Source organism: Pseudomonas sp. NFX98, assembly GCF_047784845.1.
In the GTDB taxonomy this organism is placed as follows: Bacteria; Pseudomonadota; Gammaproteobacteria; order Pseudomonadales; family Pseudomonadaceae; genus Aquipseudomonas.
Window position 1 is genome coordinate 178,786 of sequence record NZ_JBLNNF010000003.1, and the last position, 17,678, is coordinate 196,463.

Genomic DNA, 17,678 nt, shown 5'->3' on the forward strand with positions numbered 1-17,678 from the left:
AGTCAGGAACAATTCGGTGCCTGGTGGCGACCGCTTCGCAGTCGAACGCAGCCTCGCGGGCTCGGCAGCTGCTACAGAGCAAGGCGTTTTTGTGAAATCAGACCCGGAACTGCTTGAGCAATCCGTTCAGTTGCTCACTCAACCCCTTGAGTCGCACGCTCGCCACGCTGGACTGTTCCGCTGCCAAGGCGGTGCTGTGAGAGAGCCCGGCGGCTTGCGTAACGTTCTGGTTGATGTCCTCAACCACATGCGCCTGCTGCAACGTCGCGCTGGCGATCGAGGCGTTCAGCCCGTTGAGGTTGCGCAGCGCCTGGCCGATTGCATTAAGGCTGGCACCGGCCAGACCGGCCTGTTCAATGGTCAATTGCGAGGCGCGGCTGCTGTCGCCAATGACTTTGACCGCCGCTTCGGAATGGGTTTGCAAGCGTTCGATCATCGACTGGATTTCTGCCGTGGACTTCTGGGTGCGCTGGGCCAGCAGACGAACCTCATCCGCCACGACCGCGAAACCTCGACCTTGCTCGCCCGCTCGGGCCGCCTCGATTGCAGCGTTGAGGGCCAGCAGGTTGGTTTGCTCGGCGATGGAGCGGATCACTTCCAGAACGCTGCCGATCTGGGTGCTTTCGGCGGCCAGCGTACGGATCACTTCCACGGCCTGATCGATTGTTGAAGACAGCGTGTCGATCTGTTGCAGGCTGCCGTCGATGTTGATCTGGCCTTGCTGCGCCTGCGCTTCGGCATCGCGCATTTCGCTGGCGGCATGCTCGGCGTTTTTCGCTACGTCCTGCACGCCATAGGTCACTTCATTAATGGCCGTGGCCACCAACTCCATCTGCTGCGATTGTTGCTGGCTGCGTTGCTGGGCCTGGGTGGCGTCGTTGCCCAGTTCGCTGGACGACTGGCCGAGGGCGCTCGCGGACACCTGCAACTCACCGATCACCAGCCGCAGCTTGGTGGTGAAGGCATTGAAGTGCCGCGCCAGTTGCGTGACCTCGTCCTGGCCGTGGGTGTCGAGGCTGCGGGTCAGGTCGCTTTCACCGCTGGCGATGTTGGCCATCGCGTTCACGGTTTCCTGCAACGGGCGGACGATGCTGCGGGCAATCAGCATCACCAGCGCCACCATGATCAGCGCGATGGCCAGGCCGATAAACGATGCTTCCCAAACTTGCCCGTAAAACTCGGCCTGCATGTCATCGATGTACACGCCCGAGCCAATCACCCAACCCCAGGGCTCGAACAATTTGACGTAGGAAGTTTTCTCGACCGGTGCGCTGGCACCGGGCTTCGGCCAACGGTAATTGACGATCCCTGCACCTTTGCTCTTGGCGACTGCAACCATTTCGTTGAACAGCGCAAAACCGTCCGGGTCGCGGATTGCCGAGAGGTTCTGGCCGTCGAGTTTGGGGTTGGCCGGGTGCATGACCATCACGGGCGTCAGATCGTTGATCCAGAAATAATCGTTCTGGTCATAACGCAGGCCGCGAATAGCGGTCAGCGCCTGTTTCTGCGCGGCTTCGCGGGTGAGGGTGCCGGCGGTTTCCAGGCCCTGGTAATAACTGAGAACGCCGCTGGCGGTCTGCACCACATGCTGGGTCTTCTGCGCCTTGGCGTCGTACAAATCGTCGTGGATCTGCTTGAGCATCATCACGCCCAAGGCCAACAGCATCATGACGGCCACGATCAGGATGAGCCACAAACGGCGACTGATCGACATATTGCGCAAGCTGTTCATAACGCGGTGCTCCGATTTCTTGTTCTGGGGTTTCTTGTTTTTGTAATGATTGATCGCCAGCATCCTGCCAGGTCCGATAACGCGGCAGCGCTTTTCAGACTTGTCTGATAGGATTTCGGCCCCGCGCGGTAAAACCTGAATACAAATTGATTTTTCACGGGTTTTTCAGAGGCGATCGGGATCTTGCGCTCGTGGAATTTCAACTACGCTGAGCGCGATAAACGCTTTGTAAAATACTAACGGGGCATGCGTCGACGCATAGCCTTTTGGGGGATTGATGGATCTTTGGACTGCCTTTCAGGCTTTGATTCTTGGGGTTGTAGAGGGGCTGACGGAATTTTTGCCCATTTCGAGTACCGGGCATCAGATCATTGTTGCTGACCTGCTCAACTTCGGTGGCGAACGCGCCATGGCGTTCAACATCATCATTCAGCTCGGGGCGATCCTGGCGGTGGTGTGGGAATTCCGCCGGAAGATTTTCGACGTGGTCATCGGGCTGCCAACCCAGCCAAGCGCACGGCGGTTCACTGCGAACCTGTTGATCGCCTTCCTGCCGGCCGTGGTACTGGGGGTGATTTTCGCCGACCTGATTCACCACTACCTGTTCAATCCGGTCACGGTGGCCACTGCGTTGGTGATCGGCGGGATCGTCATGCTGTGGGCTGAAAAGCGGCAGCACGAAGTGCACGCCGAAACTGTTGACGACATCACTTGGAAAGATGCCCTGAAAGTCGGTTTCGCCCAGTGCCTGGCAATGATCCCGGGCACCTCGCGCTCCGGCTCGACGATCATCGGCGGTTTGTTGTTCGGCTTGTCGCGCAAGACCGCCACGGAGTTCTCGTTCTTCCTGGCCATGCCGACCATGGTGGGCGCGGCGGTGTATTCGGGCTACAAGTACCGCGACCTGTTCGTGCCGTCTGACTTCCCGGTGTTCGCGATCGGTTTCGTTACCGCATTCATCTTCGCGATGATCGCTGTTCGGGGCCTGCTCAAGTTCATCGCCAGCCACAGCTACGCGGCGTTCGCCTGGTATCGCATCGCCTTCGGCCTGCTGATTCTGGCCACCTGGCAGTTTGGCTGGGTCGACTGGACTGCGGCCAAGCCATGAGTGACTCCAGCGCGCGCAACAATCCCGGGCGTAACTCCGGAGGCGAGATCCGCAATCCCCGGCTGAAACTGCTGGTGTTTGCGATCCTGTGCGCGCTGCCGTTGTTCGGTTCGATGTCGTTGTGGCTGCGAGGGGTGTCGCTGATACCGCTGGCAGCCTACGGCATCGTCAGCGTGCTGGCGTTTTTGCTGTACTGGAGCGACAAGCGCAAGGCCCGCGCCGATCAATGGCGAACCCCGGAAAACGTGCTGCATGCCTTGGAGTTCGCAGGCGGCTGGCCGGGTGCGTTGCTCGCGCAACAGATGTTTCGGCACAAGACGCGCAAAGTCTCGTTTCAAGTGGTGTTCTGGCTCATCGTCCTGTTGCACCAGGTGTTTTGGATCGATCAGTTGTTTCTCGGTGCGCAGCTGTTCGCGTTGTTCTAATAAAGAAGGAATCAGAGCAGCAGTCCGATTTGAGTCCGCTTGGGCAGTTTGCTGACTACCAGTTGATGGGAACGCTGCAACAGAGCTTGCAGTTCTTCGGCGCCCAAAGGGTAGGGCGTTGCCATGATGATCCATTGGGCCCGCGCCAGATAAGGCGCCGGATGAATGCCCGGGCGGTCGCAATGACCGAGAAACAGATCCTTGTCGACCTTGAACGCCAGGGAATCGCCACGCAGGTTTTGCAAGGCGAACATCTTGTTCCCGGCAATCGAAAACACCCGCACGCCGCCCCATTTGTAATCTTCCCGTGCGCCCGGCAACCCCAGGCAAAAGGCCGCGACATCCGCTTCGCTCATGCGTCCTGACTTCATATCAAACGATCCCCGCAGGCATTGAATGTTTCGATCAAATGGTCGAGCCAGGCCCGCACGGCCGGCATCACGCCGCGACGGTGAGGATAGACCGCTTGCAACCAGCCACCCGGCAACGACCAGTCCGGCAGCAGTTGCACCAGCGAACCGTTTGCCAGTTCCTGCTCGCAGTACATCATCGGCAGCGTGGTAAAACCTTGGCCGGCGAGCGCGCAGGTCTTGCGCACGATGAAATCGTCGATGCCCAGTCGCGCTTCAAGGGCCAGCTCGAAGCTTTTGCCTTGGCCATCCACCAGGCGAATATGCACCATGCGATCGGGTTCGAGGGCGCCGAGCACCGGCAGGTTTTTCAGGTCCTCGGGCCGGTTGATGTCACGCCCTTGCAGGAATGCAGGGCTGGCCACCACGAGCATCTGGGCCTGCCGCAACCGGCGCGTGACCAGCAGCGGGTCTTCGTCGCCCGGTTCACGTACGCGCAAAGCCACGTCGACGCCTTCGGTCACCAGATCGACGCGCCGGTTGACCAGCATCACCTCCAGCTGCACTTGCGGGTATTTCTCCAGGAAGTTGCTGATCACTTCCGGCAGCATCTCGTGAGCCAATCCGACGGGAGATGAAACCCGCAAGCGCCCTCGGGGCTCACTGGACATGCTGGCCACGGCCTCGTCGGCCATTTCGGCTTCCAGCAACATCGCCTGACAATGGCGCAGATAGCGTTCGCCCACGGCGGTCAGCTTGAGTTGCCGGGTGGTGCGCTGCAACAAACGCGCGCCAAGACGCTCTTCCAGCTCGGCAATGCGCCGTGACAGCCGCGACTTGGGTATCCCCAGCAAACGCCCGGCCGCCGCAAAGCCACCGGCCTCGACGACTTTGGCGAAGTAATAGAGGTCATTAAGATCTTGCATTGGCGTTACTCAATCGTTCTATCAGTGAGACAAACTATCGCATTGTTGCACTCTAATCAGCTATTAGTTTCGTCTGTAGGATTGTCTCCATCAGATCGCCCTGGCGGCGATCCTCACCTGGAGATCCCACATGAAACTGCTGCATATCGATTCGAGCATTCTTGGTGACAACTCGGCTTCCCGTCTGCTGAGTGGCGAAGTCGTCAAAGCCTGGCAAGCCGCCGAGCCTACCGCCGTCGTGACCTACCGCGACCTGGCCGCCGATGCCATCAGCCACTTCTCTGCTACCACTCTGGTTGCTGCCGGCACCACCGCTGAGCTGCGCAACGCCGCACAACAGCACGAAGCCGAACTGAGCGCCCAGACCCTGGCCGAATTCCTCGCCGCAGACGCCGTCGTGATTGCAGCGCCGATGTACAACTTCACCATCCCGACTCAACTGAAAGCCTGGATCGACCGCATTGCCGTTGCCGGTCAGACCTTCCGTTACACCGAAGCCGGCCCTGAAGGCCTGTGCGGCGGCAAGAAAGTGGTGATCGTTTCGACTTCCGGCGGCCTGCACGCTGGCCAGGCGACCGGTGTTGCCCACGAAGACTACTTGAAAGTGCTGTTCGGCTTCATCGGCATCACCGACATCGAGTTCGTTCGTGCCCATGGCCTGGCGTACGGTGACGAAGTGCGCACCAAAGCAATGAGCGACGCTCACACGCAAATCAGCGAGCAACTGTTCGCCGCCGCGTAAGGCTTGCGTAAAAGCAGCAACCGTTCAGGTAATGCCCCAAAAAACTCTGTATTCTGATCACGCAAGTGCCAGATGCGGAGTTTTTTGTTTCTGGTCGTTACAGAGGTTGGCCCAGGATATGCAATCGAGGGTTAACGTCTATGGTCTGGTAACAGGTGGGGCATCCGATGATGCGTCTTTGTGCAGCTTTTCTGATTTGCCTGCTTGGCAGCCTGAATTCAGTGCACGCTGCCCCCGCGCCGCATCCTCACTGGAGCGTCGGTTACCACGAGATGAGTTTTCTCGACCCGCTCGATCTGCAACCGATGCGCGCCATCGCTTTCTATCCCTCCAGCGACAAAGAGCACTCCAGCAGGCTTGAGGGCTACACGGTCGAGGCCGGTGAAGACACCAAGGTCGCCATGGGCCGTTTCCCCATGCTGATGCTGTCCCATGGCAACACCGGAACGCCATTGGCCCTGCATGACCTGGCCACGTCGCTGGCTCGCAAAGGCTTTGTGGTAGTTGCGGTCATTCATCCGGGCGACAACTCCAAGGACCACAGCCGACTCGGCACCTTGAGCAATCTCTACGGACGGCCGATCCAGATTTCCGAAGCGATTACCGCGACGTTGGGCGACCGCATGCTGGCGCCGTTCGTCAATGCTGACCAGGTTGGTGTGATCGGTTATTCGGCGGGTGGGGAGACCGCGTTGATACTGTCCGGTGCGACGCCGGACCTGGATCGCCTGCGTCGTTACTGCCAGGAACGTCCGGACGATCGCGATGCCTGTAACACCCAGGGCGAACTGATCGTCGATCGTGATGATTTGCAACCGGTGGCCGACCCTCGAGTTCACGCGCTGTTACTGATGGCGCCGCTGAGCCTGAAATTCGGTCGTCACACCCTTGCCGACGTGCATGTGCCGGTGCTGCTGTACAGCGGCGATGGCGACAAACTGGTGCCGTTCGACAAGAACGCCGCCGCACTGGCGCGCAAACTGCCAGTCGCGCCGGACTTCAAGCTGCTGGCCGGGGCGGGGCACTTCGTGTTCATGGCGCCGTGCAACGACGAGCAGATCGTCATCATGCCGGCTCTGTGCACCGATGCAGATGGTGTCGACCGGGAAGACATTCACCGCAATCTGGTGACTGAAGCGGGGCGCTTCTTCTCGCGTACTCTGGGCAAGGCGACGCGGGCGGGAATGCAGACGGCGGATCAATAGCTAAAAGATCGCAGCCTTCGGCAGCTCCTGCATTGCAATGCTGGACCCCTGTAGGAGCTCCCGAAGGCTGCGATCTTTTGCTAGGCCCGATGCTTGAGCAGTAACGTCAGCCCCAGCGCGGCCACCGACAACAGTGCCGCGCAAAAGAAAATCCACGAATACCCAAGATTCAGCGCAATGGCCCCCATCAGCGGGCCGGCGATCGCCAGTGCCAGATCGAAAAACACCGCATAGGCACTCAGTCCCGCGCCACGACTGGAGTTAGGCACCTGTTTGATCGCCTCGACGCCCAGCGCCGGATACACCAGCGACAGGCCAAACCCGGTCAGGCCGGCACCGATCAAGGCGTAACCGGTCGACGGCGCGAGCCAGAGCAGCACCAGGCCAACGGTTTCGATGGTCATGCAGGCGATGGCTGAAGTGAAGCCACCAAAACGGCTGATGCTGGAAATGAACAGCAACCGCGCCAGAATAAAACACACGCCGAACACCGTCAGGCAGTATGCCGCGCCCGTCCAGCCGCGGTTGACGTAGTACAACGTGATAAACGTCGTCAGGGTGCCATAACCGATGGAGGCCAGGCTCAGGCTCGCCCCAAACGGCGCAATGCGCCCAAATACCGCCCAGAACGGCAGGCGCTCGCCGCGCACCACCGGCACCGACGGTTTGTTACGAATCAGCAGCAACGCCGCCAGGGCCAGCACCGACAAGGCGATCCCCAAACTGGCGAAGCCCAGCTCAGCGACCATCACCACGCCCAGCGGCGCACCAATGGCGATCGCACCATAGGAGGCAATGCCGTTCCACGAAATCGAACGCGCCGTGTGCTCCGCGCCGACCTGGCCCATGCACCAACTGATGGTGCCGACCCCGATCAAACCTTGGGCGATCCCCAGCAACAAACGGCCGGCGATCAGGATCAACAGGCTTAATAAAGGAAAGCTTTGCAGCAACGTCGACAGCAAGGTCAGTGCGCCGCTCAAGACGATCCCCGACAAGCCATAGACGATCGCGCGCTTGGTGCCGATGCTGTCGGACATGCGCCCGGCCATGGGTCGACTGAGCAGGGTGGCGAGGTACTGCGAGCCGATGGTCAGCCCCGCGATAACAGCGCTGAACCCCAGCTGTTCATGCACATACCCCGGCAACACCGCAATCGGCAGGCCGATGCAGAGGAAGGCAATAAAGGTATAGAAAACGATAGAGACGATCTGCAGGGTGATCGCCATGGAGCTTTGCGGTGGCTGTTGCTGCGCAGACATGAGGGCTCGTTCGCGGGCGGCGGTGGGAGAGCTGCATGATGGCGTGACGTTGCGATAAAAGAAAGCAGGCTAACGATTAAAAAGATCGCAGCCTTCGCCAGCTCCTACATCAATTATGAGTACACCCTGTAGGAGCTGCCGAAGGCTGCGATCTTTTGATCTTTGAAACAAAAAGCCCCGTCACAAGGACAGGGCTTTTCATTTCGAACCGACGCTTAGAACACGACGCCTTGGCTACGCAGGTAGTCGTCATAGGTGCCGCTGAAGTCGGTCACGCCATTCGGGCTCAGCTCGATGATGCGAGTGGCCAGGGACGATACGAACTCACGGTCGTGGCTGACGAAGATCAGCGTGCCCGGGTAGTTTTCCAGCGCCAGGTTCAGCGCCTCGATGGATTCCATGTCCAAGTGGTTGGTCGGTTCGTCCATCACCAGCACGTTCGGCTTTTGCAGGATCAGCTTGCCGAACAGCATGCGGCCTTGCTCACCACCGGAGATGACCTTGACCGACTTGAGGATCTCGTCGTTGGAGAACAACATCCGGCCCAGGGTGCCACGGATGACCTGCTCGCCCTGAGTCCACTGGCCCATCCAGTCGAACAGGCTGACGTCGTCTTCGAAGTCGTGGGCGTGATCCTGTGCGTAGTAGCCCAGCTCCGCGCTTTCGGTCCACTTCACGGAACCGGCGTCCGGGGTCAGTTCACCCATCAAGGTGCGCAGCAGGGTGGTCTTGCCGATACCGTTCGGGCCGATGATCGCCACGCGCTCGCCGGCTTCGACGGTGAAGCTGAAGTTTTTGAACAGGGTCTTGCCGTCGAAGCCCTTGGACATCTGCTCGATGGTCACGGCCTGACGGTGCAACTTCTTGGTCTGTTCGAAACGGATGAACGGGCTCACGCGGCTCGATGGCTTGACCTCGGCCAGCTGAATCTTGTCGATCTGCTTGGCGCGGGAAGTGGCCTGCTTGGCTTTCGAGGCGTTGGCCGAGAAGCGGCTGACGAACGTTTGCAGTTCGGAGATCTGGGCTTTCTTCTTGGCGTTGTCCGACAGCAGTTGCTCGCGGGACTGGGTCGCCGCGGTCATGTACTCGTCGTAGTTGCCCGGGAACAGACGCAGCTCGCCGTAGTCCAGGTCAGCCATGTGGGTGCACACGCTGTTGAGGAAGTGACGGTCGTGGGAAATGATGATCATGGTGCTGTTACGCGCCTTGAGGATCGTTTCGAGCCAGCGAATGGTGTTGATGTCCAGGTGGTTGGTCGGTTCGTCGAGAAGCAGCACTTCAGGATCGGAGAACAATGCCTGAGCCAGCAACACCCGCAGTTTCCAGCCCGGAGCGACTTCGGACATCGGGCCGAAATGCTGTTCCAGGGGAATGCCCAGACCCAGCAACAGTTCGCCGGCACGGGATTCAGCGGTGTAGCCGTCCATTTCGGCGAACTCGGTTTCCAGTTCGGCCACGGCCATGCCGTCTTCTTCGCTCATTTCCGGCAGCGAATAAATGCGGTCGCGCTCGGCCTTGACCTTCCACAGCTCTTCGTGACCCATGATCACGGTATCGATCACGGTGAATTCTTCGTAGGCGAACTGGTCCTGGCGCAATTTACCCAGGCGCACATTCGGCTCCAGCATGACCTGGCCGCCAGACGGCTCGAGGTCGTTGCCGAGAATCTTCATGAAGGTCGACTTGCCGCAACCGTTGGCGCCGATCAGGCCATAACGGTTGCCACCGTTGAATTTGACCGAGACGTTTTCGAAGAGCGGCTTGGCGCCGAACTGCATCGTGATGTTAGCTGTAGAGATCAAAGGTTTTTCCTGCGAAGCATTCAGAGTAGCCAGGGTGCGGCAGTACCGCGCTTGACCCGAATCAATGTGCGCTGAAAGCGGGTTTTTCCCGTCATCAACGAAGAGGCACGTAAAGTTTGGCGGCGATTGTACTGGTCTGGCTCTTTAAACGATAGGGCAATCAGGCCACAGACACGCTTTGGCAGCCTCGACTCATAGATTTTCACTGCAACAGGTTAACTATTGGTTACAAACTGTGACTAAAATGCCATCTTTCACCGGATGTCGATGTCCGGCATGGCTCACGGGCGGGCACCGGGGCCGCTGTTTCGTTTTCAGACGCTGCACAAGACCCGCGGGCCGCAGGCTGGCAGGGGGCGCAGTTTGTTCACTTCTGACGTGTGACGATTTCCGTGAAACTCATCATTGCCGCTATCTACGTTGTATCCGTTGCGTATGTTCACCTGCGTGGTCGGGTGCGCCACAAGCTGGGCCGCCAATTGAGCGATCATTCGACGTTTCTCGCGCCGATCAATTGCTTCCTTTATCTGTTCTCGAAAATCCCCAACAAGCCTTACCTCAATCCGGCGGATTTTCCCGACCTTGCGCCGTTGCAGGCCCACTGGGAAGAAATCCGCGCTGAAGGCCAGAACCTGCTGCGAGCAGGCGAGATCAAGCGCTCGAACCAGTACGACGATGTCGGTTTCAACTCGTTCTTCAAAACCGGCTGGAAGCGCTTCTACCTAAAGTGGTACGGCGACAGCCATCCCTCGGCGATGAAGCTTTGCCCGCGCACCACCGAACTGGTGCAGAGCATCGGCTCGATCAAGGCCGCGATGTTTGCCGAGTTGCCACCGGGCTCAAAACTGGTGCGTCACCGTGACCCGTATGCAGGCTCGTACCGTTATCACCTGGGGCTGGAAACGCCCAACGACGCCGGTTGCTACATCAATGTCGATGGCGAGAACTACCATTGGCGCGATGGAGAAGCGGTAATGTTCGACGAGACGTTCATTCATTACGCGGAAAACACCACGCAACAGAACCGCATCATTCTGTTCTGCGACGTCGAGCGTCCGATGAAGTATCGCTGGGCGGCAGCGTTCAACGGCTGGTTCAGCCGCAATGTGATGTCGGCTGCCGGCGCGCCGAACGAGGCGGGTGACAAGACCGGTGGCATCAACCGTCTGTTTGGCAAGATCTACAAGATTCGTTTGCGTGGCAAAGAGCTGAAGAAGCGTAATCGCAAGCTCTACTACCTCGAAAAGTGGGCGATTTTTGGTGGTTTGTTGGCGGTCTTCATTCTGATCTGAAAGCAGTTGAACGGCTGAAATCGTCATCGCGGGCAAGCCCGCTCCCACAGTGCGCGGTGTGAGACAGTGATTTCATTCACACCAATGTAATCTGTGGGAGCGGGCTTGCCCGCGATAGGGCCGGCCCATCCAACGCATCACTTACTGGCTTTTTTCCTTGCAGCCGGTTTGGGTTTGGCCACCGTTTTGCTCGCTCCCTTACCCCCAAGACTGCGTTTCAACAACTCAGTCAAATCAATCACATCCGCTGTCTTACGGGCCTCTTCGCCGGTATCCGTCTCAACGTCCTCGATCTTGCCTTCATGGGCCTTCTTGTCGACCAGGGCCATGATCTTGTCTTCAAACTCATCCCGGTAATCTTCCGGCGTCCATTCGGCGCTCATGTCCTGTACCAGCCGTTTGGCCATGTCCAGTTCACCCTTGGCCAGTTTGGCCTCGGTGACGTCCGGCCCCAACGCGAGTTCATCCAGACTGCGCACTTCCGCCGGCCAGCGCAATTTCACCAACACCAGCGCCGATTCCAGCGGCATCAATGCCGCGAGGTACTGGCGGGTATGCAACACCACGCGGGCCAGGGCGACTTTTTCGGTTTTGATCAGGGTTTCGCGCAGTAACGCGTAGACCTTGCCGCCGCGTTTATCCGGCGCCAGGTAATAGGGTGTGTCGATGTTCTGCAACGGAATCTGCTTGCCGTCGACAAAGGCAAAAATATCGATGGTCTGGGTCGACATGGGATGTGCCGAGCGGATTTCTTCTTCGCTGAGCACCACGTACCGACCCTTTTCGTAGGCGACACCTTTGACGATATGCTCCTTGGTGACTTCCTTGCCGGTGACCTTGTTAACGCGCTTGTAACCCACCGGTTCCATGCTGCGGCTGTCGAGCCAGTCGAAGTCCACCCCTTGCGAAGAGGTCGCCGAGACCAGCGCCACAGGAATATGCACCAGCCCGAAACTGATCGCGCCTTTCCAGATTGCCCTTGCCATGGTCGTGTTCTCGCGAGTGATGATCAGGTGACTCTGGGCCTCGGGCAAAAGTTTCCGCGGGTTGCAGCCCGCTCGCGGCGGGAGGTCAACTTCGTGTTACATCTTGCGATGGAGGTTTTGGTTAACAAAACCGAACCCTGGGCGTAGCGTGCTATCGAAGACCTTGTTCACGCGCATGTAGAGAGGCGTTCCATGACACGATACATTTCCGCTCTCATCCTGCTCACCATGTCCGGCATTTTCGGCCCATTGGCTCAAGCGCAGGATCGTTCGCCGCGTGTGCCATTGCAGGTCGCCCAGAACCTGCCGAACAGCGGCAACAACAATCCTTACAACAGCCCGATTCGCCGGGCCAATCCCAATAGCATGCAGGGCACACAACCCAGTGCGCCGGCCATCCGTGGCCCGAACACCGTGCCGGTGCCGCGCCCACCGACCCTCGACAACGGCGGCATCGGCAATCGCTATCCCCAGCAGCGATCGGCGCCCACCGGCTCACCGACCTTCATCCCCAATCCACCTCCTCGAAACTAGGGCGCCCGCAGTCGCTGAACGGCAGGGCAGATGTCCATCCTCATGACAAAAGGAATCGTGCATGTTGCGTAAAACCCTTCTGGCCACTTTCTGCGCCAGCGCACTATTGACCGCCACGCTGCCGGTACTGGCAGCGCCCGCCCAGGACATGAAAAGTGAACAGGGCACCCTTGAGGTCACGCCCATCGCCAAGGGCCTGGAGCATCCCTGGGCAATGGCATTTCTGCCTGACCGCAAAGGCATGCTGGTCACTGAACGCCCCGGCAACCTGCGTGTGGTGACGGCTGACGGCAAACTCTCCGCGCCCATCAACGGTGTGCCCAAAGTTTGGTCCAAGGGGCAGGGCGGTTTGCTGGATGTGGCGTTATCACCGGACTTCAAGCAGGACCGTACGATCTATCTGTCGTACGCCGAGGGTGGCGGGCAGGGCGACAAGGCGGGAACTGCGGTCGGCCGGGGACAGCTGTCGGAAGACTTGACGACCCTCAAGGATTTCACGGTGATCTTCCGCCAGGAGCCGAAGCTTTCGGTTGGCAACCATTTCGGCTCACGACTGGTGTTCGACCGCGATGGCTATCTGTTCATTACCCTGGGTGAAAACAACGACCGACCGACCGCTCAGGATCTCGACAAGTTGCAAGGCAAGATCGTGCGGATTTACCCGGACGGCAAGATCCCGGACGACAACCCCTTTGTCGGCCAGGCCGGTGTGCGTCCGGAGATCTGGGCCTATGGCGTTCGCAACCCGCAAGGCGCGGCGCTCAACCCGTGGAACGGCACCCTGTGGGAGAACGAGCATGGTCCCCGGGGTGGTGACGAAATCAACGTGATTGAGCGTGGCAAGAACTACGGTTGGCCGCTGGCCACTCATGGCATCAACTATTCCGGACAGGCGATCCCGGAAGCCAAGGGAAAAACCGCCGAGGGCACTGTCAACCCGCGACACTTCTGGGAAAAGTCTCCCGGTCTCAGTGGCATGGCGTTCTACGACGGTGATCGCTTCAAGGCCTGGCAGCAAAACGTATTTATCGGTGCGTTGGTGACGCAGGAACTCATCCGCCTGCAGTTTGATGGCGACAAGGTCGTACACGAAGAACGCTTGCTGGGTGAACTCAACAAGCGCATCCGCGATGTGCGGCAGGGGCCGGACGGCTATTTGTATGTGTTGACCGATGAAGAGGATGGCGGCTTGTACAAGGTAGGCCTCAAATAAACAATTCACCGCAAACCCTGTAGCAGCTGGCGAAGCCTGCGTTCGGCTGCGCAGCAGCCGCTAAATCCGCTAACCGACTTCTGACTGACACACCGCGCAGTTTGTTTTACGACTGCTGCGCAGCCGAACGCAGGCTCCGCCAGCTGCTACAAGGACGAGCGTTCAAGGCTGGGCAAACAGGATCACAGCTGCCCTGAGTTTGTCCCGGCCAAAACTGCACATCTTCTCGAACTCCCCATGGCTGACTGGCACGTGCTGACAGTCCATGGGTTGGCGATGCTGGCTGTGGTCCACATCGGGATCGTGCAGATAGACGAAATCGTCGTCGCAATCGGTAACGATCACCCAGTGCGGTGATTTCGAGCGGGTCAGGCGATAGCTGCTGATCAGCACCAATGGCTGCCCGCCCTGTTCCAGCAGCCGCGGCAGATTCAACGGCCCGCCGATTTCGCGCTCCACGTCACTCGCAAGCAGCTGTGTGGTGAACTCATCGTGCACCAAGCGCATTACGTCTTTTTTATGCTCGTTGCGCACGCCGTCGAGAAACAACGGTCCGCTCATGCTGAGTTGCAGACGCACTCGAAACCCACGCCGCGAGGCCGCCAATGCCAAACCCTGAGGGCTACAGCCGCCGTGACCGGAGGTCATAAACACGGTCGTCGCCTCGCGCCAGATCTGCAGTTCCTCGCGGCGCTCCAGCATTCGGTTCCGTTGCAGTGCACCCATGGCCATGAGCAGGCAGGCCGGGCCGCAGGTAAATTCAGTGGTCTGCGGGTAATAAGGCACTTGGATGTTGCGTGATTCGCGGTGCTGAAGGATGCGCTTTTCCAGGCGCAACGCATCGGCATGGTCCTGGTAATAGTCGTGAATCAGAGCGAAGCGCCGGTAGCCGTTGCGCTCATACAACGCAATCGCCGCCGGGTTGTCGATACGCACTTCCAGACGCAAATACGCGCAATCGTTCTCCACAGCGCAGGCTTCTATGCGATCGAGCAACTGCTTGCCCAATCCGGTGCCCCGGGCCTGGGCAACGATGGCGATCGAATACAGGCGTGCCAGCGACGTACCTCGATGAAAAAGCACCACCGCGTAACCCAGCAACTGCTCATCGCGCTGGGCCACCAGCAGTTGCCCGTTGGCACGGGTGATCATCCATTGAAAGCTGCGACTGTTGAGTCGATCGGTGGTGAAGCATTGCTCCTCCAGTTGCAGCAACGCTTGTAAGTCTTCCAATACCGCCAAACGAAAAAACGTATTCATATGACCGCCGTAAAAGTTGCGTAACGAAACGGGACTTTCGAAAAACTTCGTGCTTAATAGGAGAGGTCTTGTTCACCAACGGATCAATCTCTATGTCAGCGGTACAAGGTCATTGGCGCGAAGTATCCGAGCAAACTTTGCCGGCGGCAATCACTTCTGCAACTTATTTAAAAGACTCTGATTTAAATGAGTCAGGCAGAACTTCCAGCCAGTTGATTATCATCGTCGAACGCAACGAAGACTGGGCCTCTTACTTCCCCAGCGAGGACATCGTCACGGCCCAGGAATACCTGGAACAAACCCGTGACAACGAACAGAGTAAGCGTGTGCAGGTCATCAACCTGTGCCGCAGTTACAAGTACCTGGGGCACGGATACTACTGCTCGCTGCTGGCTGAAGCCCGTGGGCACAAGGTCATTCCGTCGGTGCGGACCATCAGCGAACTGACCCGAAAGTCCTTGTACGGCCTGGCGTTGGACGACCTGGGTAAAACTCTGGAAAAAGCCCTCAGTCATCATGCTTACAGTGATACTGAAGGTTTTACCCTGACGCTGTATTTCGGCAAGACCAATATCGAACCCTTGCAGGATTTGGCGCGACAGTTGTTTGAAGTGTTTGCCTGTCCGATTCTATTAGTTGAATTTAGAAGAACTAACGGCTGGCATATCGAAGGCATAAAGTCGGGTGCGCTGCATAAGTTGCGTGAAGATCAGGAAGATCAATTCGCCCATTCCCTCGACAACTTTAGTCGCAAGATCTGGCGCATGCCGCGATCCCGCCGAATGGCCCGTTACGACCTGGCCATCCTGCATGATCCGCAGGAAGCCTTGCCGCCATCGAATGCCAAGGCGCTGGATAATTTCGTCAGGGTCGGCAGGACGCTGGGCATCGATGTCGAACTGATCGAGCGCAAGGACTACTCACGGATTGCCGAATACGATGGCTTGCTGATCCGCGAAACCACCAGCGTTGACAACCACACGTACCGTTTCGCCAAGAAAGCCGAGAGCGAAGGGCTGGTGGTGATGGATGATCCGGCATCGATTCTACGCTGCACCAACAAGGTCTACCTGACCGACCTGCTAAAGAGCCATCACTTGGGCATGCCCGCCACCGAAATCCTCTACAAGGAGCGACCGGAAGACTTCGAACGGGTGGGCGAACGCCTGGGGTTTCCGCTGGTACTGAAGATCCCCGACGGTTGTTTCTCCCGGGGCGTGATCAAGGTCGAGAGCCAACAAGCGTTGCTCGAAGCCACCGCTGAGCTGTTCGAACACTCGGTGCTGTTGCTGGCACAGGAATTCTTCTACACCGAATACGACTGGCGCATTGGCGTACTCAATCGCAAGCCGATTTTTGCCTGTCAGTACTTCATGTCCAAGGGCCACTGGCAAATCTACAACCACAAGGCCAAGGGCCAGGACATCAACGGTGAATGTCGTACCTTGGCGGTACATGAAGCCCCACGGGCGGTGGTGGAACTTGCGGTGAAAACGGCCAACCTGATCGGCGATGGCCTTTACGGCGTCGACCTCAAGCAGTCCGGCGACAAAGTGGTGGTGATCGAAGTCAACGACAACCCGAACATGGACGCCGGCATCGAAGACGCCTACCTGCAGGACGACTTGTATTCACTGGTGCTGGAAGAGTTCGTGCGACGACTGGAATTGAAACGTCGCGGCCAGGCCTGGTGATCGGCCGATGATCAAGAGTTTTCAATTGGCCGACGGCGCGTTGCACGCCGTTGAACGGCTGGACGCCGAGGTCATGCTGTTCAGCAACCCCGACGCCGCCGAGCGGGACTTGCTGCACAGCCACTTCAAACTCGATGAGCATGCCTTGGCGTCGGCGCTGGACCCCGACGAGGTGTCACGTATCGAGTTTCACCCCGACAACCTGTTCCTGATCTGGAAGCGCCCGGAAAACTACTCCGGCGCCGGTAGCCTGGCGTTCGAAGTGTCATCCTGCGGCCTGCTGTTCTGCCCGGACCGATTGCTGGTGATCGCCACCGACGACGCGCCCCTCAGCGGGCTCGGCAAGCGGCAGGCGTTGAACACGCCGCTGGATGTGTTGCTCGATCTGTTGTTCAACAACATCCACCACTACCTGGGTCACCTCAAGGTGATCAAACTGGTTGCGCGCGAGTTGCAGCAAAAATTCAACGCCGCGATGCAGAACCAGCATCTGATCCAGATGTTCAACCTCAGCGAAAGCCTGATCTATTACATCAACGCCATCCACAGCAACGGCGCGGTCCTGACCCGGCTGCGTAATCATGCGGAAAAGGAACACTTCGGCGCCCATGCCATTGGCCTGATCGACGATCTGATCATCGAAAACAACCAGTGCTACAAACAGGCTGAAATCTACTCGACGGTGTTCTCCGGGCTCATCGATGCCCGGGGCAACCTGATGAACAACAGCATGAACAACCTGCTGCGCAAACTGACGCTGATCAACGTAGTGTTCCTGCCACTGAACCTGATCGCGAGCATTGGCGGCATGTCCGAGTTCAGCATGATGACGGAGGGGACGCCGTGGTGGGTGGCGTATCCGTTGTTTCTGACGGCGATGATGTTGGGAGCGGGGGCGATGGTAGTGGGGCTCAAGCGCTTGGCGAGATGAATCGGGTGACTGTCATGTCGTCATCGCGAGCAAGCTCGCTCCTACAGTGGTTTTGTGCGCATCGACTGAAAATTGACCATTGACTTGCCATGAGCACCCGGCTAATTTCCGGGCATGACTTCCACAGTATTGCGCTGCCAGCCAAGCATTATTACCGCCATTCCTCATTTGGCGGGCTAGCTCACGACTGCAGCACCCAACCCGCCCTAGAGGCGG

General features: G+C 58.6%; 16 protein-coding genes. 9 read left to right on the forward strand and 7 right to left on the reverse strand.

Going from position 1 to position 17,678, the window contains the following annotated elements; all coding sequences use genetic code 11:
* Positions 1–97: 97 nt before the first annotated feature.
* Positions 98–1,732: a methyl-accepting chemotaxis protein gene (locus tag ACM110_RS05195; protein WP_416126886.1), complete on the reverse strand. Its 1,635-nt coding sequence runs from the start codon at positions 1,730–1,732 to the stop codon at positions 98–100.
* 277 nt (positions 1,733–2,009) lie between these two features.
* Between ACM110_RS05195 and ACM110_RS05200 the strand changes: the two genes are divergently transcribed.
* Together ACM110_RS05200 and ACM110_RS05205 are read left to right on the forward strand one after the other, a co-directional pair.
* Positions 2,010–2,840, forward strand: coding sequence for an undecaprenyl-diphosphate phosphatase (locus ACM110_RS05200; RefSeq protein WP_416126887.1), 831 nt, complete (start codon positions 2,010–2,012; stop codon positions 2,838–2,840).
* On the forward strand, positions 2,837–3,265 hold the full coding sequence (locus ACM110_RS05205) for a DUF1294 domain-containing protein (protein ID WP_416126888.1): 429 nt from the start codon (positions 2,837–2,839) through the stop codon (positions 3,263–3,265). Before ACM110_RS05200 ends, ACM110_RS05205 begins: the two co-directional genes overlap by 4 nt.
* A gap of 11 nt (positions 3,266–3,276) precedes the next feature.
* Here ACM110_RS05205 and ACM110_RS05210 read toward each other — a convergent pair whose 3' ends face one another.
* Together ACM110_RS05210 and ACM110_RS05215 are read right to left on the reverse strand one after the other, a co-directional pair.
* Positions 3,277–3,636, reverse strand: coding sequence for an MmcQ/YjbR family DNA-binding protein (locus ACM110_RS05210; RefSeq protein ID WP_416126889.1), 360 nt, complete (start codon positions 3,634–3,636; stop codon positions 3,277–3,279).
* The gene (locus ACM110_RS05215) at positions 3,633–4,541 is read right to left on the reverse strand and encodes a LysR substrate-binding domain-containing protein (protein WP_338580777.1); all 909 of its coding nucleotides are present in this window, start codon (positions 4,539–4,541) and stop codon (positions 3,633–3,635) included. Before ACM110_RS05215 ends, ACM110_RS05210 begins: the two co-directional genes overlap by 4 nt.
* A 130-nt stretch (positions 4,542–4,671) precedes the next feature.
* Between ACM110_RS05215 and ACM110_RS05220 the strand changes: the two genes are divergently transcribed.
* Positions 4,672–5,283, forward strand: a complete 612-nt coding sequence (locus tag ACM110_RS05220; RefSeq protein ID WP_338580778.1) for an FMN-dependent NADH-azoreductase — start codon at positions 4,672–4,674, stop codon at positions 5,281–5,283.
* A gap of 167 nt (positions 5,284–5,450) precedes the next feature.
* On the forward strand, positions 5,451–6,488 hold the full coding sequence (locus ACM110_RS05225) for an alpha/beta hydrolase family protein (protein ID WP_416126890.1): 1,038 nt from the start codon (positions 5,451–5,453) through the stop codon (positions 6,486–6,488).
* An 80-nt stretch (positions 6,489–6,568) separates the two neighbouring features.
* On the opposite strand, the gene ACM110_RS05230 is transcribed toward ACM110_RS05225, so the two are convergent.
* Entirely contained in the window at positions 6,569–7,750 is a 1,182-nt protein-coding gene (locus tag ACM110_RS05230) for an MFS transporter (RefSeq protein ID WP_416126891.1), read from the reverse strand.
* 215 nt (positions 7,751–7,965) lie between these two features.
* The gene (locus tag ACM110_RS05235) at positions 7,966–9,552 is read right to left on the reverse strand and encodes an ABC-F family ATPase (protein WP_103393275.1); all 1,587 of its coding nucleotides are present in this window, start codon (positions 9,550–9,552) and stop codon (positions 7,966–7,968) included.
* Positions 9,553–9,944: 392 nt separating this feature from the next.
* Here ACM110_RS05235 and lpxO point away from each other — a divergent pair, with 392 nt between their 5' ends.
* Entirely contained in the window at positions 9,945–10,844 is a 900-nt protein-coding gene (gene lpxO, locus ACM110_RS05240; RefSeq protein ID WP_338580782.1) for a lipid A hydroxylase LpxO, read from the forward strand.
* 137 nt (positions 10,845–10,981) lie between these two features.
* Here the strand turns inward: lpxO and ACM110_RS05245 are convergent, their stop codons facing one another.
* Positions 10,982–11,830 carry a Ku protein gene (locus ACM110_RS05245; RefSeq protein ID WP_338586509.1) on the reverse strand — a complete coding sequence of 283 codons (849 nt, stop codon included), beginning with the start codon at positions 11,828–11,830 and terminating at the stop codon, positions 10,982–10,984.
* Positions 11,831–12,022: 192 nt separating this feature from the next.
* Between ACM110_RS05245 and ACM110_RS05250 the strand changes: the two genes are divergently transcribed.
* Together ACM110_RS05250 and ACM110_RS05255 are read left to right on the forward strand one after the other, a co-directional pair.
* Positions 12,023–12,364 carry a hypothetical protein gene (locus ACM110_RS05250; protein WP_416126892.1) on the forward strand — a complete coding sequence of 114 codons (342 nt, stop codon included), beginning with the start codon at positions 12,023–12,025 and terminating at the stop codon, positions 12,362–12,364.
* Positions 12,365–12,425: 61 nt separating this feature from the next.
* Positions 12,426–13,577 (forward strand): PQQ-dependent sugar dehydrogenase, encoded by a 1,152-nt coding sequence (locus ACM110_RS05255; protein WP_416126893.1) that lies wholly within the window; start codon positions 12,426–12,428, stop codon positions 13,575–13,577.
* A gap of 162 nt (positions 13,578–13,739) precedes the next feature.
* Here the strand turns inward: ACM110_RS05255 and rimI are convergent, their stop codons facing one another.
* Positions 13,740–14,837, reverse strand: a complete 1,098-nt coding sequence (gene rimI, locus ACM110_RS05260) for a ribosomal protein S18-alanine N-acetyltransferase (protein WP_416126894.1) — start codon at positions 14,835–14,837, stop codon at positions 13,740–13,742.
* Positions 14,838–14,929: 92 nt separating this feature from the next.
* Here rimI and ACM110_RS05265 point away from each other — a divergent pair, with 92 nt between their 5' ends.
* Positions 14,930–16,531 (forward strand): RimK family protein, encoded by a 1,602-nt coding sequence (locus tag ACM110_RS05265; protein ID WP_416126895.1) that lies wholly within the window; start codon positions 14,930–14,932, stop codon positions 16,529–16,531.
* A gap of 7 nt (positions 16,532–16,538) precedes the next feature.
* Positions 16,539–17,462, forward strand: a complete 924-nt coding sequence (locus ACM110_RS05270) for a magnesium transporter CorA family protein (protein WP_416126896.1) — start codon at positions 16,539–16,541, stop codon at positions 17,460–17,462.
* Positions 17,463–17,678 lie beyond the last annotated feature (216 nt).

Bases quoted from the DNA above. Each gene is read 5' to 3' on its own strand.
- ACM110_RS05225 (WP_416126890.1), top strand. From the start codon at position 5,451: ATGATGCGTCTTTGTGCAGCTTTTCTGATTTGCCTGCTTGGCAGCCTG.
- ACM110_RS05200 (WP_416126887.1), top strand. From the start codon at position 2,010: ATGGATCTTTGGACTGCCTTTCAGGCTTTGATTCTTGGGGTTGTAGAG.
- ACM110_RS05215 (WP_338580777.1), bottom strand. From the start codon at position 4,541: ATGCAAGATCTTAATGACCTCTATTACTTCGCCAAAGTCGTCGAGGCC.
- ACM110_RS05245 (WP_338586509.1), bottom strand. From the start codon at position 11,830: ATGGCAAGGGCAATCTGGAAAGGCGCGATCAGTTTCGGGCTGGTGCAT.
- ACM110_RS05265 (WP_416126895.1), top strand. From the start codon at position 14,930: ATGTCAGCGGTACAAGGTCATTGGCGCGAAGTATCCGAGCAAACTTTG.
- ACM110_RS05255 (WP_416126893.1), top strand. From the start codon at position 12,426: ATGTTGCGTAAAACCCTTCTGGCCACTTTCTGCGCCAGCGCACTATTG.
- ACM110_RS05205 (WP_416126888.1), top strand. From the start codon at position 2,837: ATGAGTGACTCCAGCGCGCGCAACAATCCCGGGCGTAACTCCGGAGGC.
- rimI (WP_416126894.1), bottom strand. From the start codon at position 14,837: ATGAATACGTTTTTTCGTTTGGCGGTATTGGAAGACTTACAAGCGTTG.
- ACM110_RS05195 (WP_416126886.1), bottom strand. From the start codon at position 1,732: ATGAACAGCTTGCGCAATATGTCGATCAGTCGCCGTTTGTGGCTCATC.
- ACM110_RS05230 (WP_416126891.1), bottom strand. From the start codon at position 7,750: ATGTCTGCGCAGCAACAGCCACCGCAAAGCTCCATGGCGATCACCCTG.
- ACM110_RS05210 (WP_416126889.1), bottom strand. From the start codon at position 3,636: ATGAAGTCAGGACGCATGAGCGAAGCGGATGTCGCGGCCTTTTGCCTG.
- ACM110_RS05250 (WP_416126892.1), top strand. From the start codon at position 12,023: ATGACACGATACATTTCCGCTCTCATCCTGCTCACCATGTCCGGCATT.
- ACM110_RS05220 (WP_338580778.1), top strand. From the start codon at position 4,672: ATGAAACTGCTGCATATCGATTCGAGCATTCTTGGTGACAACTCGGCT.
- ACM110_RS05270 (WP_416126896.1), top strand. From the start codon at position 16,539: ATGATCAAGAGTTTTCAATTGGCCGACGGCGCGTTGCACGCCGTTGAA.